At 58.1% G+C, this 17950-nt stretch carries 15 protein-coding genes; 11 read left to right on the forward strand and 4 right to left on the reverse strand.

All coding sequences use genetic code 11. The features are described 5' to 3' along the window. Positions 1-81: 81 nt before the first annotated feature. From V1T76_RS08960 to V1T76_RS08980, 5 genes are all read left to right on the forward strand, one after another. Positions 82-690, forward strand: a complete 609-nt coding sequence (locus tag V1T76_RS08960) for a pyridoxamine 5'-phosphate oxidase family protein (protein WP_330560325.1) — start codon at positions 82-84, stop codon at positions 688-690. A gap of 179 nt (positions 691-869) precedes the next feature. Then, a complete protein-coding gene (locus V1T76_RS08965) occupies positions 870-2912 on the forward strand; it encodes a M3 family metallopeptidase (protein WP_330560326.1) in 2043 nt (680 codons plus the stop codon). Positions 2913-2987: 75 nt separating this feature from the next. After that, a complete protein-coding gene (locus V1T76_RS08970) occupies positions 2988-3374 on the forward strand; it encodes a DUF423 domain-containing protein (RefSeq protein WP_330560327.1) in 387 nt (128 codons plus the stop codon). Positions 3375-3431: 57 nt separating this feature from the next. Next, positions 3432-4862 (forward strand): cytochrome P450, encoded by a 1431-nt coding sequence (locus tag V1T76_RS08975; protein WP_330560328.1) that lies wholly within the window; start codon positions 3432-3434, stop codon positions 4860-4862. Next, positions 4859-5932 carry a lysophospholipid acyltransferase family protein gene (locus V1T76_RS08980; RefSeq protein WP_330560329.1) on the forward strand — a complete coding sequence of 358 codons (1074 nt, stop codon included), beginning with the start codon at positions 4859-4861 and terminating at the stop codon, positions 5930-5932. Before V1T76_RS08975 ends, V1T76_RS08980 begins: the two co-directional genes overlap by 4 nt. Before the next feature lies 1 nt (position 5933). On the opposite strand, the gene fghA is transcribed toward V1T76_RS08980, so the two are convergent. Further along, positions 5934-6761, reverse strand: a complete 828-nt coding sequence (fghA, locus tag V1T76_RS08985) for an S-formylglutathione hydrolase (protein ID WP_330560330.1) — start codon at positions 6759-6761, stop codon at positions 5934-5936. Positions 6762-6912: 151 nt separating this feature from the next. Continuing rightward, a complete protein-coding gene (locus V1T76_RS08990; protein WP_330560331.1) occupies positions 6913-8025 on the reverse strand; it encodes an S-(hydroxymethyl)glutathione dehydrogenase/class III alcohol dehydrogenase in 1113 nt (370 codons plus the stop codon). A gap of 393 nt (positions 8026-8418) precedes the next feature. Here V1T76_RS08990 and V1T76_RS08995 point away from each other — a divergent pair, with 393 nt between their 5' ends. The 6 genes from V1T76_RS08995 to V1T76_RS09020 all read left to right on the forward strand — a co-directional run bounded on the left by V1T76_RS08995 (position 8419) and on the right by V1T76_RS09020 (position 15789). Further along, on the forward strand, positions 8419-9672 hold the full coding sequence (locus V1T76_RS08995; RefSeq protein ID WP_330560332.1) for a sarcosine oxidase subunit beta family protein: 1254 nt from the start codon (positions 8419-8421) through the stop codon (positions 9670-9672). A gap of 14 nt (positions 9673-9686) precedes the next feature. Continuing rightward, a complete protein-coding gene (locus tag V1T76_RS09000; RefSeq protein WP_330560333.1) occupies positions 9687-9992 on the forward strand; it encodes a sarcosine oxidase subunit delta in 306 nt (101 codons plus the stop codon). Then, on the forward strand, positions 9989-12991 hold the full coding sequence (locus V1T76_RS09005) for a sarcosine oxidase subunit alpha family protein (protein WP_330560334.1): 3003 nt from the start codon (positions 9989-9991) through the stop codon (positions 12989-12991). Before V1T76_RS09000 ends, V1T76_RS09005 begins: the two co-directional genes overlap by 4 nt. After that, positions 12984-13559 carry a sarcosine oxidase subunit gamma gene (locus V1T76_RS09010; protein WP_330560335.1) on the forward strand — a complete coding sequence of 192 codons (576 nt, stop codon included), beginning with the start codon at positions 12984-12986 and terminating at the stop codon, positions 13557-13559. The genes V1T76_RS09005 and V1T76_RS09010 overlap by 8 nt, the downstream gene beginning before the upstream one ends. Before the next feature lie 79 nt (positions 13560-13638). Beyond that, positions 13639-15000 (forward strand): HD-GYP domain-containing protein, encoded by a 1362-nt coding sequence (locus V1T76_RS09015; protein WP_330560336.1) that lies wholly within the window; start codon positions 13639-13641, stop codon positions 14998-15000. Positions 15001-15072: 72 nt separating this feature from the next. Then, complete coding sequence (locus V1T76_RS09020) at positions 15073-15789, forward strand: endonuclease/exonuclease/phosphatase family protein (RefSeq protein WP_330560337.1); 717 nt, start codon at positions 15073-15075, stop codon at positions 15787-15789. An 11-nt stretch (positions 15790-15800) separates the two neighbouring features. Here the strand turns inward: V1T76_RS09020 and V1T76_RS09025 are convergent, their stop codons facing one another. Beyond that, entirely contained in the window at positions 15801-17291 is a 1491-nt protein-coding gene (locus tag V1T76_RS09025; RefSeq protein WP_330560338.1) for an inorganic phosphate transporter, read from the reverse strand. Between the two features lie 120 nt (positions 17292-17411). Further along, complete coding sequence (locus tag V1T76_RS09030) at positions 17412-17897, reverse strand: NUDIX hydrolase (protein ID WP_330560339.1); 486 nt, start codon at positions 17895-17897, stop codon at positions 17412-17414. Positions 17898-17950 lie beyond the last annotated feature (53 nt).

Genomic DNA, 17950 nt, shown 5'->3' on the forward strand with positions numbered 1-17950 from the left:
ACCAAATTGACGGCGACCAATCCGGACGGATAAGCTACGGCTCTCGCCTTCTTTCGCGCACAACCGCCCGGAATCACTTACATGAGCATCCTCACTACCCTTGAGGACCTTCACGCACACTACGGCACGGCCGGTGAAGCGTCCCTGGTCAAGGAAATCGACCACCTGAGCCCGGCTTACCGGACCATCATAGAAGCATCGAGCTTCTGTACGCTCGCAACCTGTGGCCCGGAGGGGCTCGATTGCTCTCCACGCGGAGACGACGGAATGGTTGTCAGGATAAAAGACGACCGCACGCTCCTGATGCCTGATCGGCGCGGCAACAACCGGATTGATTCCCTTCGCAATATCGTTCGCGATCCTCGCGTTTCGCTCATGTTCATGGTGCCCGGCTGGAACAACGTTCTGAGGATCAATGGCAAGGCGGTTGTCTCAGTCGACGCAGACCTCATCGCCGGCTTCGAAAAGGAAGGCCATCTGCCGCGTTCGGTGATCGTCGTCACGATCAGCTCCGTCTACTTTCAATGTGCACGGGCAATCATGCGCGCCGGTCTCTGGGAGCCTGAGAACAGGATTGCCAGGGGAGACCTGCCGACACCCGGTGCAATCATGGAGGAGATCAAGTCGAGTTTCGATGGCAAAGCCTATGACCAGGAATGGCCTGAGCGTGCCAGAAACTCGATGTGGTAGAAGCTTCCAGGCACTCACGCCGAAAACAAACTTATAGGTGGTTTTGCCATCACCGGTCGCCTCACACTTAGTGAGGCCAGACTAGACGCGAACCACTATTTGGCTGGCGGGTGCTTGGAACCGGCAACGAACTGCGCCATATGTCGCTCACATCCTTCAAGATACCTTTCGAGGCTCAAATGACCGTCAATCCGCTTCTTGCCGACTGGACCACACCGTTCGATCTGCCCCCCTTCGAAGCCATCGCTCCCGAACACTTCGAGGAAGCCTTCGACGTGGCCATGGCAGAGGCCCAGGTCGACACCGACAGGATTGCCAATCAGGACACGCCGCCGACTTTCGAGAACACCATCGTCGCCCTCGAAACATCGGGAAAGAAGCTTACGAAGGTGGCAAGAACGTTCTTCAATCTGACCGGTGCCCATACCAACGAGGCCATGCAAAAGATCGAACGAGACGTTGCGCCGAAACTGGCCAAGCATTCCTCGGAAATGCTGCTCAACTCTGAACTATTTGGACGCATTGAGGCGTTGTGGCAACAAAGAGACACTCTCGGCCTCAACGCAGAAGAGGCACGCGTTCTGGAGCGGTATCAGAAAATGTTCCAGCGCGCCGGAGCCGGTCTCGACGAGGCGGGCAAGGCACGGATGGCTGAGATTTCGCAAAGACTTGCCACTCTCGGCACCAGCTTTTCCCAGAACGTTCTCAAGGATGAGTCGGACTATCAGCTCGTTCTCGAAACCGAGGAAGACCTTGCGGGATTGCCAGACTTTCTGCTGACGGCTGCCGCAGAAGCTGCAAATGAACGTGGGCTGGATGGAAAACACGTCATTACGCTCTCGCGTTCCTCAATCGAGCCGTTCCTCCAGTTTTCCACGAACCGTCGCCTGCGCGAAGAAGCTTTCAAAGCCTGGTCTGCCCGTGGGGAAAACGGTGGCCAGACGGACAATCAGGCCATCATCATCGAAACGCTCAAGCTCAGGGACGAGAAAGCCCGGATGCTTGGCTTCAAGAATTTTGCGGAATTCAAACTCGACGACACCATGGCCAAGACGCCTGAGAATGTCAGAGGATTGCTCGAAAAGGTTTGGGAACCGGCTGTCGCTCAAGCTCGGGAAGAAGAAGCAAAACTTGCAGAGATGGCCCGCAGTGCCGGAGAAAATCATTCAATCGAGGCCTGGGACTGGCGTTTTTATTCCGAAAAGGTCCGCAAGGCGGAGCACGACCTGGATGAAACGGAGCTGAAGCCATATCTGCAGCTTGAAAACATCATTCAGGCGGCTTTTGACACCGCAACACGTCTCTTCGGGCTGACCTTCAAAGAACTCAAAGACCTGCCGGTTTACCACCCCGATGTCCGGGTATTTGAAGTTCTCGGCAAGGACGGCAAACATGTGGGTCTCTTCCTTGGAGACTATTTCGCACGGTCGTCAAAACGCTCAGGTGCCTGGATGAGCGCCTTCCGCTCACAGCACAGGCTGGACGGTGACGTCACGCCGATTATCGTCAATGTGATGAACTTCTCCAAGGGCGCCAAGGGACAGGCCACACTTCTGACCTTCGACGACGCTCGCACGCTGTTCCACGAGTTCGGCCACGGCCTTCATGGTCTCCTGTCGGACGTAACCTACCCGATGATCTCGGGCACTAGCGTCTCGCGTGATTTCGTCGAGCTGCCTTCTCAGCTATACGAGCACTGGCTGTCCCAGCCCGAAGTGCTTTCGAAATACGCGGTTCACTACAAGACCGGCGAATCGATGCCCAATAAGCTTCTCGAAAAGCTGCTCGCCGCCGCCAATTTCAATCAGGGCTTTGCGACAGTCGAATATACTGCATCCGCGCTGATCGATCTCGAGCTGCATCAGTTGGACAACCCGTCTGAACTTGATATTGCGGCCTTTGAGAAGGAAGAGCTCGGCAAGATGGGCATGCCCCGTGCCATTACGATGCGTCATCGTATCCCGCATTTTCAGCATGTCTTTTCCGGCGATGGCTATTCGGCTGGATATTACAGCTACATGTGGTCGGAAGTCATGGACGCGGACGCTTTCGAAGCCTTTGAAGAAAAAGGCAATGTGTTTGATCCGGAAACGGCCGAAAAACTGCTGATCAACATCTATTCTGCCGGTGGCCGGCAGGACCCGGAAGCTGCTTACCTGGCATTCCGGGGCCGGGCTCCCCTGATTGACGCTCTTTTGGAAAAGCGCGGGTTCGCTGCCTGATCCAGCTCATTCTCAATACCCGCCGGTTCAAACCGGCGGGCTGATCTTTCCCATCCACCACCGGACACCACCATCATGCAGCCACAGGCCACCCCCACCGCTCCAATGCTCAGAGTGGGCCTGATCCTGTCCGGCATCATCGGCGCCGGCGGTGTCGTGAGCCTGGCGCTTTCCGCCCATGCCAACGCTTCCAACTTGATCGAAACCGCTGCCCAGATGCTTCTGTTTCATGCACCGGTTATTCTGGGCATCGGCCTTCTCGGTCAAGTCCGACGAGTGCCGCTGCTTCCTGCCGTTCTGGTATTGCTTGCTGCGGGCCTGACCTTGTTCTGCGGTGACCTGCTGATGCGCGCCTTTCTGGAAAGACGCCTGTTTCCGATGTCTGCCCCCATCGGAGGGATGATGGTGATCCTCGGATGGCTGGTGCTTGCGCTCTGTGCTTTACGTGTTCGGCCCAAGTGACTAAAAGCCATCTGATAGGTTATTCCGGTAAAGCCAGAACGAATTCGGATTTTTTTAGTGACTGTTTCCGCGCAAATTTCAGATGACGCCCGCAAGGCCGGTGTTGCGACCACCCAGGCCGACGACTTCGTGCCACCCTACCCGTTCCGCTATGAAAAAATGCCGCCGGTCTGGAGCCTGATCGGCATGGCCAAACGCAATTTCCTGTCCATCTGGGGCGTTGACGACTTTCAAAGCCGTCTCAGAAGCAAAAAGATCTTCACGCGGGAACTGGTGATCTGCAACCGCCCGGACGTGGTGCGAGAGGCGTTTCAGACCAACCACGAGGTTCTTCAACGCAAGAGCCCGCAGATGCGTCATGCGCTGCAGCCCCTGCTCGGCGATGGACTATTCATCAGCGATACGGAAACCTGGGCCAAGCGACGCAAGGTCGTGGCGCCGATCATTCACGGGTCGCGGGTCAAAGGGTTCGCCCCGATCATGATCGAGACCATCGAGGAAAAGCGCGCTGACTGGGCCGCCCAGGGCGAAGGAGCCGAAGTTGACGCACTCGCCGACATGGCCCACCTGACTGCAGAAATCATATGCCGGACCATTTTCGGAAGACAACTCGGCAAGGACCATGCCGCTGAAGTCGTTCAGGGTTTTTCCGACTACCAGCGCCATATCGACCAGATTGACATTCTGTCTCTGTTCGGTCTGCCCGAGTGGCTGCCGCGCTTTCGTGGCCGCGCGATCAAGAAGCCTGTCGAGCGTATCATGACGGTGCTCGACAAGATTATCGCCAGCTACGAAGCGCAAAAGGAAGGCGGCGAAGCATCCGTCATCGGCGGCTTATTGGAAGCGAGGGACGAGAACGGTGAACCGCTCAGCCGCGACGCCATCATCAGCGAAGCGGCCGTTATCTTCATGGCGGGACATGAAACCACCGCCAACACGCTGGCTTGGGCCTGGTTCCTGCTATCCAAATGCGACAAGAGCCGCACCAAGCTGCAGGCCGAACTCGATACTGTCCTTGCCGGCCGGTCGCCCACGTTCCAGGATGTGCCCAACCTGCCCTACACCAAGGCTGTGATCGAGGAGACCTTGCGACTTTATCCACCGGTGCCGATCCTCGCACGCGAAGCAATGGCAGACACCAGCATTGGCGGCAAATCCGTTCCCAAGGGGTCCCTGGTCATGGTGGTTCCGTGGCTGATGCACCGCAATCCGGTGCTTTGGTCGAAACCGGATGTCTTCTATCCTGGCCGCTTCCTCAATCCGAAATCGAAGAAGCCCAACAAATATGGCTACGTGCCCTTCAGTATCGGACCGCGCATCTGCGCCGGACTTCAGTTCGGCATGACGGAAGCCATTCTCAGCCTGGCTATTCTCGCGCAGGATTTTGAGCTGAAGCTGAAAGAGGGAACGGACGTTCAACCGGTGGCCCGGCTGACCCTTCGCCCAGGCGAGAACCTGCCTATGACGCTGCATCCGCGCTGTGCATGACGAAACAGACGCGGCTGGAAGATATTCCCTTCGCCGAAACCTCAGCGGAAGAGCTTGCAGCCCCGCGCCTGAGGGACATCGTCTCTCAGGACGAAGCAACGCGGAAGGCTGCTCGCCTTCACTGGGTTGCGCATGTCAAAGACGGTGTGCTCAATACGATTTTTCATCATTCGTTGAAAGTGTGTCCCCCGGGGTTCGCGTCCGGCTTCGGCAATCTGCTTGTGCCGATGATGCGCTGGTCTTATCGCGACAAGCTGTTTCCGCAGCGCATCAGCCGGAATTTCGAAACGCTCACCGTGGGACGATATGTTGATGAGGCAGACCGTAACGCCGGACTGGACCGATGGTGGCATAACATCGGCCGGACAATATCTGAATTCTGTGTTGTCAACAAGTTATGGAAAAAATCTAAAATTGAAGTTGAAGGTCTGGAGCATCTGAAAGAGGCGCAAGCCAAAGGCGCGCCTGTGATCTTCACATCCGTGCATCTTGCCACTTGGGAGGCGCTTTTCGTTGCGATCCATGAGGGGCTTGCCGGACCGAGTGTTGGCCCTTTTCAGCCTGAACCAAACCGCTTCAAGAATCGGATCGTCCATGCCATTCGGAAAGAACGGAACCAGTATCTCTTCCCACCAGGCCAAAGAAGCGCATACCGGCTGCATCGATTGATGACCAGTGGCCGGTATTCCATGACCATATTCGTGGATGAAGTTCGCGACAAACAGGTTCATTTGCCGTGTTTCGGCCGTGCGCTACCGTCGAGGGGAAATGCGGTTGTTGCCGTGAAACTCGCCAACTCCTGCGGCGGTACGATCATCCCGACTTATCTGACCCGGCTGGGTCCGGCCCGTTTCAAGATGATCCTCCTGCCGCCCCTAGAAAGACAGGAAGGCTCTACCGACTACGATATTCGGGAGACGATCCAGGCCATGAACGATGTGTTCGAGCCAATCGTGCTCGAACACATAGAAGAATGGTACATGTTGGGCGAATTGAGGCTAACCAGAAAATTCGCCGAAAGCGCCTACGCGAAGGCCTTGCGTGAAAAGAACCAGGCCAGAAGGGCTTAGGTCAGCCCTTCAACCGCTCGGCATGCCAGGCAACATGGTCGCGTGCGAACGTGGACACAAAATAGTAGGAATGATCATAACCTGCCTGCAACCGGTAGGTATGAGCCGTCTTCGTTTCGATCAACGCATCAACGAGGGCACCGGGTTTGAGCAGATCGTAGAACTGATCGCTGGCGCCCTGATCAATCAAAATGTCACCTGCCCAGCCCGTTTGCCCAACCAGAAGCGTTGCATCGTGCGCTTTCCAGAGAGTTTCGTCGGCCCCGAGATAGGCGCCAAGCTGTTTGCGGCCCCAGTCGGAAGCCGTCGGGTTTGCAATCGGCGCAAAGGCGGACAGCGACTGATAGTGCCCGGGATATTTCATGGCCAGTGTCAGCGCGCCGTGCCCGCCCATGGAATGCCCGGTGATGCCATGGTGAACCGAGACCGGGAAGTTTTCGGTCACCAGATCGCGCAATTCGCTGGCGATGTAGGTTTCCATCTGGAAGTGCGGCGTCCAAGGTGTTTCTGTCGCGTTGACATAAAACCCGGCGCCCTGACCCAGATCGTAGGCTTCGTCATTGGCAATGCCCTCGCCGCGCGGGCTCGTATCCGGGAAAACGACTGCAATACCGAACTCGGCGGCATGGGCCTGCAGACCGGCCTTGGTCATGGCGTTTTCATGGGTGCAGGTCAGGCCCGACAGGTACCAAAGACACGGAACCGGTCCGTCCTTGGCCTGCGGGGGAACGTAGACCGCAAAGGTCATCTCACAGCCGCAGGCTTCCGACATATGGCTGTAGACACCCTGTGTGCCACCAAAAGACTTGTTTTCGGAGAGGGTTTTCATTGTCAATCAATTCCAATCTCTGAATAGCTGCTAACCTCAAAGGACTTATCCGGCCTTGCTTCGCCAGAGCGAAGAGACGCAGCATGCGCGTCCCCGCTTTCGCAGGGACGACGCTTTGGCAAAGTATCGGCGTTTTACGCCTGATGCGCGATCAGTAAACCACCACCGAGCGGATCGATTCACCCGAGTGCATCAGATCGAAGCCCTTGTTGATGTCTTCGAGCGGCATCGTGTGGGTGATCATCGGATCGATTTCGATCTTGCCGTCCATGTACCAGTCGACGATCTTCGGAACGTCGGTGCGGCCTCGTGCGCCACCGAATGCCGTGCCTTTCCAGACGCGGCCGGTCACAAGCTGGAACGGACGGGTCGAGATTTCGGCACCCGCCGGAGCAACACCGATAATGATGCTTTCGCCCCAGCCCTTGTGGGCAGATTCCAGCGCCGTGCGCATGACGTTCACATTGCCGGTGGCATCAAAGGTGTAATCAGCGCCGCCCTTGGTGAGGTTCACCAGGTACGGCACAAGGTCTCCCTCGACTTCGCTCGGATTGACGAAGTCCGTCATTCCGAAACGCTCAGCCATCTCTTTCTTTTCCGGATTCAGATCAACGCCGACAATCTGGTCGGCACCGGCAAGGCGCAAGCCCTGGATAACGTTCAGACCGATGCCGCCGAGACCAAAGACAATCGCGCGCGATCCGATTTCAACCTTGGCGGTGTTGATCACTGCGCCAATGCCGGTGGTCACGCCGCAGCCGATGTAACAGACCTTGTCGAAAGGGGCGTCCGGACGGATCTTCGCCAGAGCGATTTCCGGCACGACCGTGTAGTTGGAGAAGGTCGACGTGCCCATGTAGTGCAGAATCGGATCGCCATCGAGGGTCGAGAATCGGGACGAGCCGTCCGGCATCAGCCCCTGACCCTGCGTTGCACGGATCGACTGGCAGAGGTTCGTTTTCGGGTTGAGGCAGTACTCGCAGGTCCGGCACTCGGGGGTATAAAGCGGAATGACGTGGTCACCCGGCTTCAAGGTAGTCACACCCGGACCAACCTCGACAACGACACCTGCCCCTTCGTGCCCAAGAATCGCTGGAAACAAGCCTTCCGGATCCGCACCCGACAAGGTGAACTCGTCGGTATGACAGATGCCGGTGGCCTTGATTTCCACCAGCACTTCAAACGCACGCGGGCCTTCCAGCCTTACGGTGGTGACTTCAAGCGGTTTTCCGGCCCCAACGGCCACAGCGGCGCGAACTTCCATGAAGGATATCTCCTGATGTGTGTTTCACCGGCAGAGTTAACGTCCGTGTCTGCAAATGCAAGAACGGATGCGACCTCTTGTGCCGGTATTGCGGATCTCGATGGACTTCATTGAGAAAGTCACCTTTCGAACCTCGCAGAAACTCTTTGGTTTTGTGACTTTTTTCGCGACTGACACCATTCGCCGCAACACGTTCGGAGCCCATGTCGCATTCAGACAAGCATGCGACTGAAACCTTATACGCAACTTCGCCGCCAATCGCGAATATGCCTCGCAATGGACGAGCCTTTGTCGCTATCGGTAAAGTCGTCGTCCTATTGCGTATTGACCCTGACGGCCGGCCGACCGGATTCATCCAGTTTGCTCGCCGGCAACGTGCGGAGCCGCTGCTTCATGAAGCGATATTCCTTTCTGGAACTGGCCAAAAACGCCTTTTCCGCGCACCAGAACTGGGGCCGCCATTGGCGGGCGCCGGAACCCAAGGCCGAGTATGACGTCGTCATCGTCGGAGCTGGCGGGCACGGACTGGCGACAGCCTACTACCTTGCCAAGGAACACGGCATCCGCAATGTCGCGGTGATCGAAAAAGGCTGGCTCGGTGGCGGCAACACGGGTCGGAATACGACCATCGTGCGCTCCAACTATCTTTGGGAAGAGAGCGCCGGGCTCTACAATCACGCAATCGGCCTCTGGCAAAATCTGTCTCAGGAACTGAACTACAACGTCATGTATTCCGCACGTGGCGTGATGATGCTGGCGCACACCGTTCATGACGTTCAGGTCGCGCAGCGGCACATCCATGCCAACCGTCTGGCCGGCGTTCAGAATGAATGGCTGACACCGGAAGAGGCAAAGGAATATTGCCCGCCGCTGAACATTTCAAAGAATATCCGTTACCCGGTCATGGGTGCAGCCCTGCAGCGTGTCGGTGGAACCGCCCGCCATGATGCGGTTGCCTGGGGCTATGCACGTGGCGCAGACAACCTGGGTGTCGACATCATCCAGAACTGCGCCGTCACCGGCATCCGCCGCGGCCAGAACGGAGCTGTCGAAGGCGTTGAAACGGTGAAAGGCTTCATCAAGGCAAAGAAGGTCGGTGTCGTCGCCGCCGGGCATACGTCCGTCGTCATGGACATGGCCGGTGTCCGTCTGCCGCTGGAATCCTTCCCGCTGCAGGCACTGGTGTCAGAGCCCGTCAAACCCGCCTTCCCGTGCGTTGTCATGTCCAACACGATCCATGCCTATATCTCACAGTCCGACAAGGGAGAGCTTGTGATCGGTGCCGGTACGGACCAGTTCGTCTCCTATTCCCAGGCGGGCGGCATCCACATCACCAACCATACCATCGACGCGATCTGCGAACTGTTCCCGCATTTCCGGCGCATGCGCATGCTGCGCAACTGGGGCGGCATCGTCGACACGACGCCTGACCGCTCTCCCATCCTGTCGAAAACACCGGTCAAGGGACTCTACGTCAACTGCGGCTGGGGCACCGGCGGATTCAAGGCGACACCCGGATCCGGTCACGTCTTCGCGCATACGATTGCCAAGGATGAGCCGCACCCGATCAACGCACCTTTCAGCATCGACCGGTTCCGCACCGGCCGCCTCATCGACGAAGCCGCTGCCGCGGCCGTGGCCCACTAGGGGAGATCACAAGAATGCTGCTGATTTATTGCCCCTATTGCCAGGTCGAACGCGCTGAAACGGAGTTTGCCTGTCGCGGCGAGGCCCATATCGTGCGTCCGGCTGACCCGAGCAAGGCGACTGATGAAGAGTGGGTCGAATTCTTGTACATGCGCGATAACACCAAGGGTGTTGCCGCTGAACGCTGGCGGCATATCCACGGTTGCGGGCGTTTTTTCAACGCAGTCCGCGACACCGTCAGCGACAAGTTCCTGAAAATCTACAAGACCGGCGAACCGAAACCGGATCTTGAAGCGCTTGCCAAGGAGGCCGGCAAATGAGCCAGCCATTCCGTACAGAAAAAGGCGGCCGGATCGACCGCGCCGAACAGCTTACCTTCACCTTCGATGGCGAGGAAATGCAGGGCCACAAGGGCGACACCCTTGCCTCGGCACTTCTTGCCAATGGTGTGCACCTGGTCGGCCGTTCGTTCAAGTACCACCGTCCGCGCGGCATTCTGACCGCCGGATCGGAAGAACCGAACGCCCTGGTCGGGGTCTACCGCAACGGCGACCAGACGCCGAACCTGCGCGCGACCCAGGTCGAACTCTATCAGGGCCTGGAAGCCATCTCGCAGAACCGTTTTCCGTCGCTGGGATTCGATATCGGCGCCGTCAACGATCTGCTTTCGCCGCTGTTTCCAGCCGGTTTCTACTACAAGACGTTCATGTGGCCGCACGCCTTTTGGGACAAGGTCTATGAGCCGATCATCCGTTCGGCTGCCGGGCTCGGCAAACCGCCGAAGAACCCGGACCACGACGTCTACGGCAACATCTACGCTCACTGCGACGTCCTCGTCGTGGGATCGGGCCCGACCGGTCTCGCCGCAGCACTGGCTGCTGCGGAAACCGGGGCCAAGGTCATGCTGGTGGATGAGCAGGCTGAATTCGGCGGCTCGCTGCTGTCGGAAGCCAGTGCAAGCATCGACGGAAAGGATCCCGCGGACTTCGTGACGGAAACCATCGCCAAACTTGCCGCGATGGACAATGTCACACTGCTGCCGCGCACAACGGCCTTCGGCTACTTTGCGCATAACTTCATTTCGCTGGCCGAACGCGTCACCGAACATCTTTCCAACCCGGACCCGAAGCTGCCGCGCGAAAGGCTGTGGCAGGTGCGGGCCAAGGAAGTGGTGATCGCAGCCGGCGCAATTGAACGTCCGATGGTGTTTCCGGAAAACGACCGCCCGGGCATTCTGCTCGCAGACGCCGGACGGACATATCTCAACCGCTATGGTGTGAAGGTCGGACACAAGGTTCTTGTGGCAACGGCTTGCGACAGCGCATGGCAGGCGGCATTCGACCTCGCCGATCATGGCGTTGACGTAGTCGCGATTGTCGATATGCGCGAAACGCCACCGGAAAGTCTGATGGCCATCGCCGAAGCCCGGGGTATTCGTGTCGAGGCCGGATGCGTCGTCACCGGCACGCTCGGACGCAAGCGGGTCAAGGGAGCCTTGATCGGCCGCATGATGACCTCCGGCCAGGTTGCCTCAGGCGGGCAGATCGCGTGCGACGCTCTCCTGATGTCCGGCGGCTGGACACCCACCGTCAGCCTTTATTCCCAGTCTCGCGGCAAGGTCGTGTGGGATGCGGAAAAGGGAGCCTATGTGCCCGGCCTTTCTTTTCAGAAAGAACGCTCGGCAGGTGGAGCCAAAGGCCTTTACGGGCTTCAGGCAACGCTTGAAGACGGCTATGCAGCTGGGGAAGAAGCCGCAAAGGCGGCAACCGGCAAGTCCGCCAAGGTCACTTATGCTTCCGCAACCGGAGGAGAAGCCGGTTCCGGCGGTATCCTTGGCGCCCTGCCCCACGACCGCAATGCGTCAAGGGTCAAGGCTTTCGTCGATTATCAGAACGACGTAACCGCCAAGGACGTCAAGCTTGCCGTGCGCGAAGGCATGCACTCCATCGAGCATATCAAGCGTTACACGACGACCGGCATGGCCACTGACCAGGGCCGCCTTTCAAACATGAACGCGCTGGAAATTGCCTCAGGCGCTTTGCAGAAGCCCATGACGGATGTCGGTCTCACCACGTTCCGTCAGCCCTATACGCCGACGACCTTCGGCCTCTTTGCCGGTGTATCGCGTGGCGACTTCTTCGACCCGGTGCGCAAGACCCCTTCTCATGACTGGGTTGTCCAGAATGGCGGAGTGTTTGAAGACGTCGGTCAGTGGAAACGCACCTGGTATTTCCCGAAGAACGGCGAAGACATGCATGCGGCTGTTGCGCGCGAATGCAAGACCGTTCGGGAAAGCGTCGGCCTGTTCGATGCCTCCACTCTCGGCAAGATCGAAGTTGTCGGACCGGATGCGGCCGAATTCCTGGAACGGATGTACACAAACCCGTGGAAGAAACTGGCTCCGGGCCGCTGCCGCTATGGCCTGCTGCTCAACGATGCCGGTTTCATCACCGACGATGGCGTTATAGGCCGCCTTGCGGAAGACCGGTTCCATGTGACCACCACGACCGGTGGTGCGCCGAGTGTGTTCGCCACCATGGAAGACTACCTGCAAACAGAATGGCCGGATCTAAACGTCTGGATCACTTCGACGACCGAGCAGTTTGCGGTCGCCGCGGTTCAGGGGCCGAGGGCTCGGGAAGTCATCGCACCCTTTATCGAAGGTGTCGATCTCTCCGCGGATGCCTTCCCGCACATGAGCGTCAAGGAAGCCACCTTTTGCGGTGTTCCCTGCCGGCTGTTCCGGATTTCGTTCACCGGTGAACTGGGTTTCGAGATCAACGTGCCCCGCCGTCATGGCAAGATGATGTGGGAAACGCTCGCCAAGGAGATCGAAAAGCACAACGGCACCGTATACGGCACGGAATCCATGCACGTTCTGCGCGCCGAGAAGGGCTACATCATCGTTGGTCAGGACACCGACGGAACCGTAACCCCGCAGGATGCCGGCATGACCTGGGCGATCGGCAAGAACAAGTTCGACTTCGTCGGCAAGCGTGGTCTTGCCCGTCACGATCTTGTCGCTGACGGTCGCAAGCAGTTCGTTGGCCTTCTGACGAAAGACCCGAAAGTGAAGCTGGAAGAAGGTGCGCAGATCACGACTGCCGAGCAACCTGCGACCGGGACACCAGCAGAAGGTCACGTGACCTCGTCTTACTACAGCCCGGCGCTTGATCGAACGATAGCCCTTGCGATCGTGAAGAACGGCCACGCTTTGGAAGGCAAGACGCTCTATGTGCCGATGCCGACCGGCAGCATACCGGTCGAAGTGACCAGCACGGTGTTCTATGACAAGGAAGGAGCACGGCTCAATGTCTGAACTTCTGGCAAGCGATCTGATCACGCCGGACGCGGGTGAAACACCGCTTCTCAGCCTGCCGTCCGTCTCCATTTTGAAAGCCGTCCCGTTGACGCGCCTTTCGCTGCGCTGCCGGGAAGCCGCGCAAAAGGACGCCGGAGCAGCATTTGGCGCCGTACTGCCCCTGTCCCCCCTGTCGAACACGACGGCAGACAAGCGAGCCGCTCTTTGGATGGGGCCGGACGAGTGGACATTGCTGGCACCCGAAGAAGACCTCAAGACCGTGTTCGACGGGATCGAGGAAAAGCTCTCCGATCAGCCTCACGCCCTGGTCGATATATCAGATCGGTCGGAAACGATCATCGTCAGTGGCGACAAGGCCGCCTGGTTGCTCAACACGGGGATCTTCATTGACTTCTCGCCGGAGGTCTTTCCCGTCGGCACGGTGACACGAACGCTGTTTCACAAGTCGCCGGTGATGATCTGGCGGATTGGTGCGGACACATTTGTGGTGGAAGCCTGGGTTTCCTTCATGGACTACGTGTCCGGTCTGCTTGTCCAGTCCGCTGGAGAGTTGGCAGCAGCCTGACAGGATCTGGTGCAAACACCCGATCTTAACAAAGCTCTGCGAGCCTCGCGCAACTCATTGCTGCGCGAGGCTCGCTTTTATGTCCGAACAGGTTTCCAGAAAACTCCGGCTGGCGGAGCTGCTTGGTGCGCTTAGCCACGCGCTGGACATCACGGAAGGCCAGCCGCGAGGCCACTGTGTGCGCTGCTGCTGGATCGGCATTCATGTCGGCCGGCACATTGGCCTCAATGACGCACAGCTGAGTGATCTCTATTACACCTTGCTTCTCAAAGACCTCGGCTGCTCAAGCAATGCCGCCAGGATCTGTGAGCTCTATCTGACTGACGACCTGACCTTCAAACACGACTTCAAGACGATCAACGACAGTCTGCCTGCTGCCCTGCGCTTCGTACTTTCCCACACCGGACTGAAGCACGGCTTTGCAGAACGCGTTCGCGCCATCGTCAACATTCTCCAAAATGGCGGCGACATCGCCAACGAGATGATCGAGACGCGCTGTACGCGCGGTGGCGACATCGCCCGCCAGATGCATTTCTCGGAAACGGTCGTTTCCGGAATTTACAGCCTGGATGAGCATTGGGACGGCAAAGGCCGGCCGCACGGAATTGCTGGCTCAACGATCCCCGTGTTTTCCCAGATCGCCTTGCTGGCACAGGTAATTGATGTCTTCCAGATGAACGCCGGTGTCGATGGCGCGCTGAACGAACTGAAAGAACGAGCCGGTAGCTGGTTTGATCCGGCCCTGGTTGCCGCTGCAGAAAGTGTTGCGAGAGATCCCCTGTTCTGGAGCACGTTGAAATCGGAAAACCTCGACAAGATCGTCTATGGTCTTGAGCCGGCACAGAACACACGTTTTGCAGATGAAGAGCAGCTTGACGACATTGCCCACGGCTTCGCGCTGGTCATCGACTCCAAAAGTCCCTTCACCGCCGGTCACAGCGAGCGGGTTACGCTCTACACCGACATGATCGCCGAGGAGCTGGGATACGGCATCCGCGACCGTCAGTTGCTGAAGCGTGCGGCGCTGCTGCATGACATCGGAAAGCTTGGTGTCAGCAATTCCGTTCTCGACAAACCAGGCAAGCTTGATGATCTGGAGTGGGAACAAATCCGGATGCACCCCGTTTACTCGGACGAAATCCTATCGAGGATCGACACTTTCAAGGAGCTTTCGCCGATTGCGCGGGGCCATCACGAAAAACTGGACGGCCGCGGTTATCCGGACGGACTGACAGCAAGCAGGATTTCCATGGAAACGCGGATCGTTACCACTGCAGATATTTTCGATGCCTTGACCGCGTCGCGGCCGTATCGCGGCCCCATGCCAATGGCGAAAGCTCTCAGCATTATGGAAGGTGACACCGGCACGGCGCTCGACCCCAAATGCTTTGCTGCGCTGAAACGGGCAACGGAACGCATGGAGCATTCCTGCGCTGCCTAAATTGAACGCACAGAAGCCCGAAACAATCTGTTACTCTTGCTTCCTTTCCCGCAAGGTCCTCACTCTGCGCTCATGCTGAAAATCGGTTCTTACAACATACAGAAATCAATAGGCGTTGACGCGCGCAGGCGGCCCGACCGGACACTCAAGGTGATCCAGGAGCTGGACTGCGATATCCTGGCGCTGCAAGAGGCCGACAAACGTTTTGGACCCCGCGAAAGCACCCTCGACAGAGATACCATTCTGCACGAAACGGACTATCGTCCCGTGCCCTTCGCCACCGGAGACAAAAGCCTCGGCTGGCACGGAAACGCCATTCTTGTGCGCAATTCCATCGGCATTCTGGATCACCGTCGGCTGGATCTGCCGACGCTGGAACCCCGTGGAGCCGTTGCCGTGGACCTTCTGGTGGCCGGTGAAAAAATCCGTGTGGCGGCCATGCACCTGAGCCTGATCGGCCACTTTCGCAAGAAACAGATAACGTCACTGATGCACCAGCTCCACGAGCATCTCGACTATTTGCCGACCGTGCTCATCGGCGATCTGAACGAATGGCGCGATTCGGCAGACAGCATCAAACTTTTTGAGGAACGCTACGAGGTGACGACACCAGGCCGGAGCTTCCCTAGCCCCCTGCCCGTCGGTAGCCTGGATCGGATCATCACCAGCCCGGAATTCATCGTCCGGCAGGCCGGTGTCCACAAATCCAAAACGGCACGTATCGCATCGGATCACTTGCCAGTCTGGGCCAACCTCACTTTGGAGCCGGCCGGACATCTACCCGGTTAGAGCCGCTGCAATCAGGCGATCAGCTTGACCATGACAAAGTAGAGCCCCGCTGACAGGACGGCTGCGGCCGGAACTGTAACGACCCAGGCGGCAATAATGGTCATGAAATGCGCCCGGCGGACAAGGTGGCGGCGGGCCTGCTCCTCGCGGTTGCGGACAGGCCTGACAACATTGCCGTTGGCCTGCATCTTGTTCACATAGTCCAGCCGCCGTTTAGAGCGTTCCGTGTACCACTCCCGAAAGAACCCAACGCCAAAAACCGCCCCCACCGCGATATGAGTCGAACTCACCGGCAGACCAAAGCCCGATGCGACAATCACCGTGATGGCAGCGGACAGCGACACGCAGTAGGCCCGCATCGGATTGAGCTTGGTGATTTGCTGGCCGACCATTTCGATCAAGCGGGGCCCGAACAGCAACAGACCGAAGGAAATGCCGAAGGCACCGACCGCCATCACCCAGAGAGGTATGCTCACCTTGGCGGCAACGTCGCCAAGTTCCGCCGTATGCACAATAGCGGCCAGCGGCCCAACGGCGTTTGCAACGTCGTTGGCTCCGTGAGCGAAGGACAGCAATGCCGCCGAGCACACAAGCGGCACGGAAAACAGGATGCGGAGCGACTGGTTGCGGTTTTCCAACCCTTCCGACTGACGCCGGATTAGCGGACGAACAATCGCCCAGACGGCGAGCCCGACGACAACCCCAAGCACCAGCGACATCGGCATGTCGATCTTCACGATCTTCTTCAGGCCCTTGAGAGCCAGATAGCTGGCAAAGGTTCCGGACATCACCCCGATCAGAACCGGAACCCATTTGCGGGCCGCGGCGATCTTGTCGTCCTGATAGATGATGAAGGTCTTGATGAAGGCCAGGAAAGCTGCGGCGATCAAGCCGCCAAGAAAGGGCGAAATGACCCAGCTTGCTGCAATGCCGCCCATCGTTGCCCAATTGACAGCGCTGAAACCTGCCGCCGCAATACCGGCTCCCATGACACCACCCACAATCGAATGGGTGGTCGAGACAGGGGCGCCGATCCAGGTGGCAAGGTTGATCCAGAGTGCGGAGGACACCAGAGCTGCCATCATTGCCGCCATAAAGACGTTGGCATCGGCAACCGAAGCAGGATCGATGATCCCCTTCGAGATCGTGCTGACGACGTCTCCACCTGCGATAAGGGCGCCGGCACTTTCGAAGACGGCCGCTATTATCAGGGCTGTCAGAAGCGTCATGGCCCGCGACCCCACGGCGGGGCCGACATTGTTGGCTACATCGTTGGCGCCGATGTTGAGCGCCATATAGGCGCCGATGGCGGCGGCCGCGACGATAATGACCGTTCCTGGCGCTCCCGACATGGAGGCACCTGCGCCAAGCGCACATAGAACGATAAAGACCAGAGCAATACCTGGCGCAATTAAACCGCGGCCAAGAGACCCGGCGGCCTCTTCCATGTAGCTCAGTTTGTCGAGATCTTTATCGAGGGTTGGCTTTTTCAAATTCGGCATGGGCGTTCCAGTCGGGAAGTCCTTTGAAGGCAAGTCTTGCAAGCCAAGCGTCTTCTGGCGCCTGCCTTAAACAATCGTCCGAAAAGGTCAACCGAAACGGCCCTAATTGGCCAATATTTCTTAGTTGGGTAAACTTTCCAGCTTTCGAAGCACCTTCGCCAAGCCAGGATCGCTGGCAAGCCGGGCAGCTTCCTGTATCGGAAGCCAACGGACGTCCCGCTCCTCCTTGTCTGGAAAACTGCTCGTCGTGCTCTCAACGTCCACCAGAAAGACAAGCACTTCGGTTCTCAAACGCAAGCCGCCTTCACCGCCCTTGTGTGACTGGAAGCTGGCAAAAGGTTTCTTCAGAGCGGTTCCGATGACGCCTGCTTCCTCGAAAGCTTCCACCGCTGCGGTGTGATGCGCATTCAGCGAAAGGATTGGCCAGCCTTTGGGAAGAATCCAGCGTTGCGTGGACTTGGTAGTCACGAGCAGAACTTCCCGCTGCCCGTCGCGCAAACGATGACACAGCGCTGCGATCTGCAATCTCGAGGGACGTCTGAACAACAGAAGAAGGTTCTGGAGCCAGGAAGTCTGCCCGTCGATTGCTGAATAAAGCTGCGCCATAGTGCCCTTTCCCGGACGTTGAGAAGAGAATCAGGATACGTCGCAAAGACACG

Source organism: Roseibium sp. FZY0029 (genome assembly GCF_036350355.1).
Lineage (GTDB): Bacteria > Pseudomonadota > Alphaproteobacteria > Rhizobiales > Stappiaceae > Roseibium.

Bases quoted from the DNA above. Each gene is read 5' to 3' on its own strand.
- V1T76_RS08960 (WP_330560325.1), top strand. From the start codon at position 82: ATGAGCATCCTCACTACCCTTGAGGACCTTCACGCACACTACGGCACG.
- V1T76_RS08965 (WP_330560326.1), top strand. From the start codon at position 870: ATGACCGTCAATCCGCTTCTTGCCGACTGGACCACACCGTTCGATCTG.
- V1T76_RS08970 (WP_330560327.1), top strand. From the start codon at position 2,988: ATGCAGCCACAGGCCACCCCCACCGCTCCAATGCTCAGAGTGGGCCTG.
- V1T76_RS08980 (WP_330560329.1), top strand. From the start codon at position 4,859: ATGACGAAACAGACGCGGCTGGAAGATATTCCCTTCGCCGAAACCTCA.
- fghA (WP_330560330.1), bottom strand. From the start codon at position 6,761: ATGAAAACCCTCTCCGAAAACAAGTCTTTTGGTGGCACACAGGGTGTC.
- V1T76_RS08990 (WP_330560331.1), bottom strand. From the start codon at position 8,025: ATGGAAGTTCGCGCCGCTGTGGCCGTTGGGGCCGGAAAACCGCTTGAA.
- V1T76_RS08995 (WP_330560332.1), top strand. From the start codon at position 8,419: ATGAAGCGATATTCCTTTCTGGAACTGGCCAAAAACGCCTTTTCCGCG.
- V1T76_RS09000 (WP_330560333.1), top strand. From the start codon at position 9,687: ATGCTGCTGATTTATTGCCCCTATTGCCAGGTCGAACGCGCTGAAACG.
- V1T76_RS09005 (WP_330560334.1), top strand. From the start codon at position 9,989: ATGAGCCAGCCATTCCGTACAGAAAAAGGCGGCCGGATCGACCGCGCC.
- V1T76_RS09010 (WP_330560335.1), top strand. From the start codon at position 12,984: ATGTCTGAACTTCTGGCAAGCGATCTGATCACGCCGGACGCGGGTGAA.
- V1T76_RS09015 (WP_330560336.1), top strand. From the start codon at position 13,639: ATGTCCGAACAGGTTTCCAGAAAACTCCGGCTGGCGGAGCTGCTTGGT.
- V1T76_RS09020 (WP_330560337.1), top strand. From the start codon at position 15,073: ATGCTGAAAATCGGTTCTTACAACATACAGAAATCAATAGGCGTTGAC.
- V1T76_RS09025 (WP_330560338.1), bottom strand. From the start codon at position 17,291: ATGCCGAATTTGAAAAAGCCAACCCTCGATAAAGATCTCGACAAACTG.
- V1T76_RS09030 (WP_330560339.1), bottom strand. From the start codon at position 17,897: ATGGCGCAGCTTTATTCAGCAATCGACGGGCAGACTTCCTGGCTCCAG.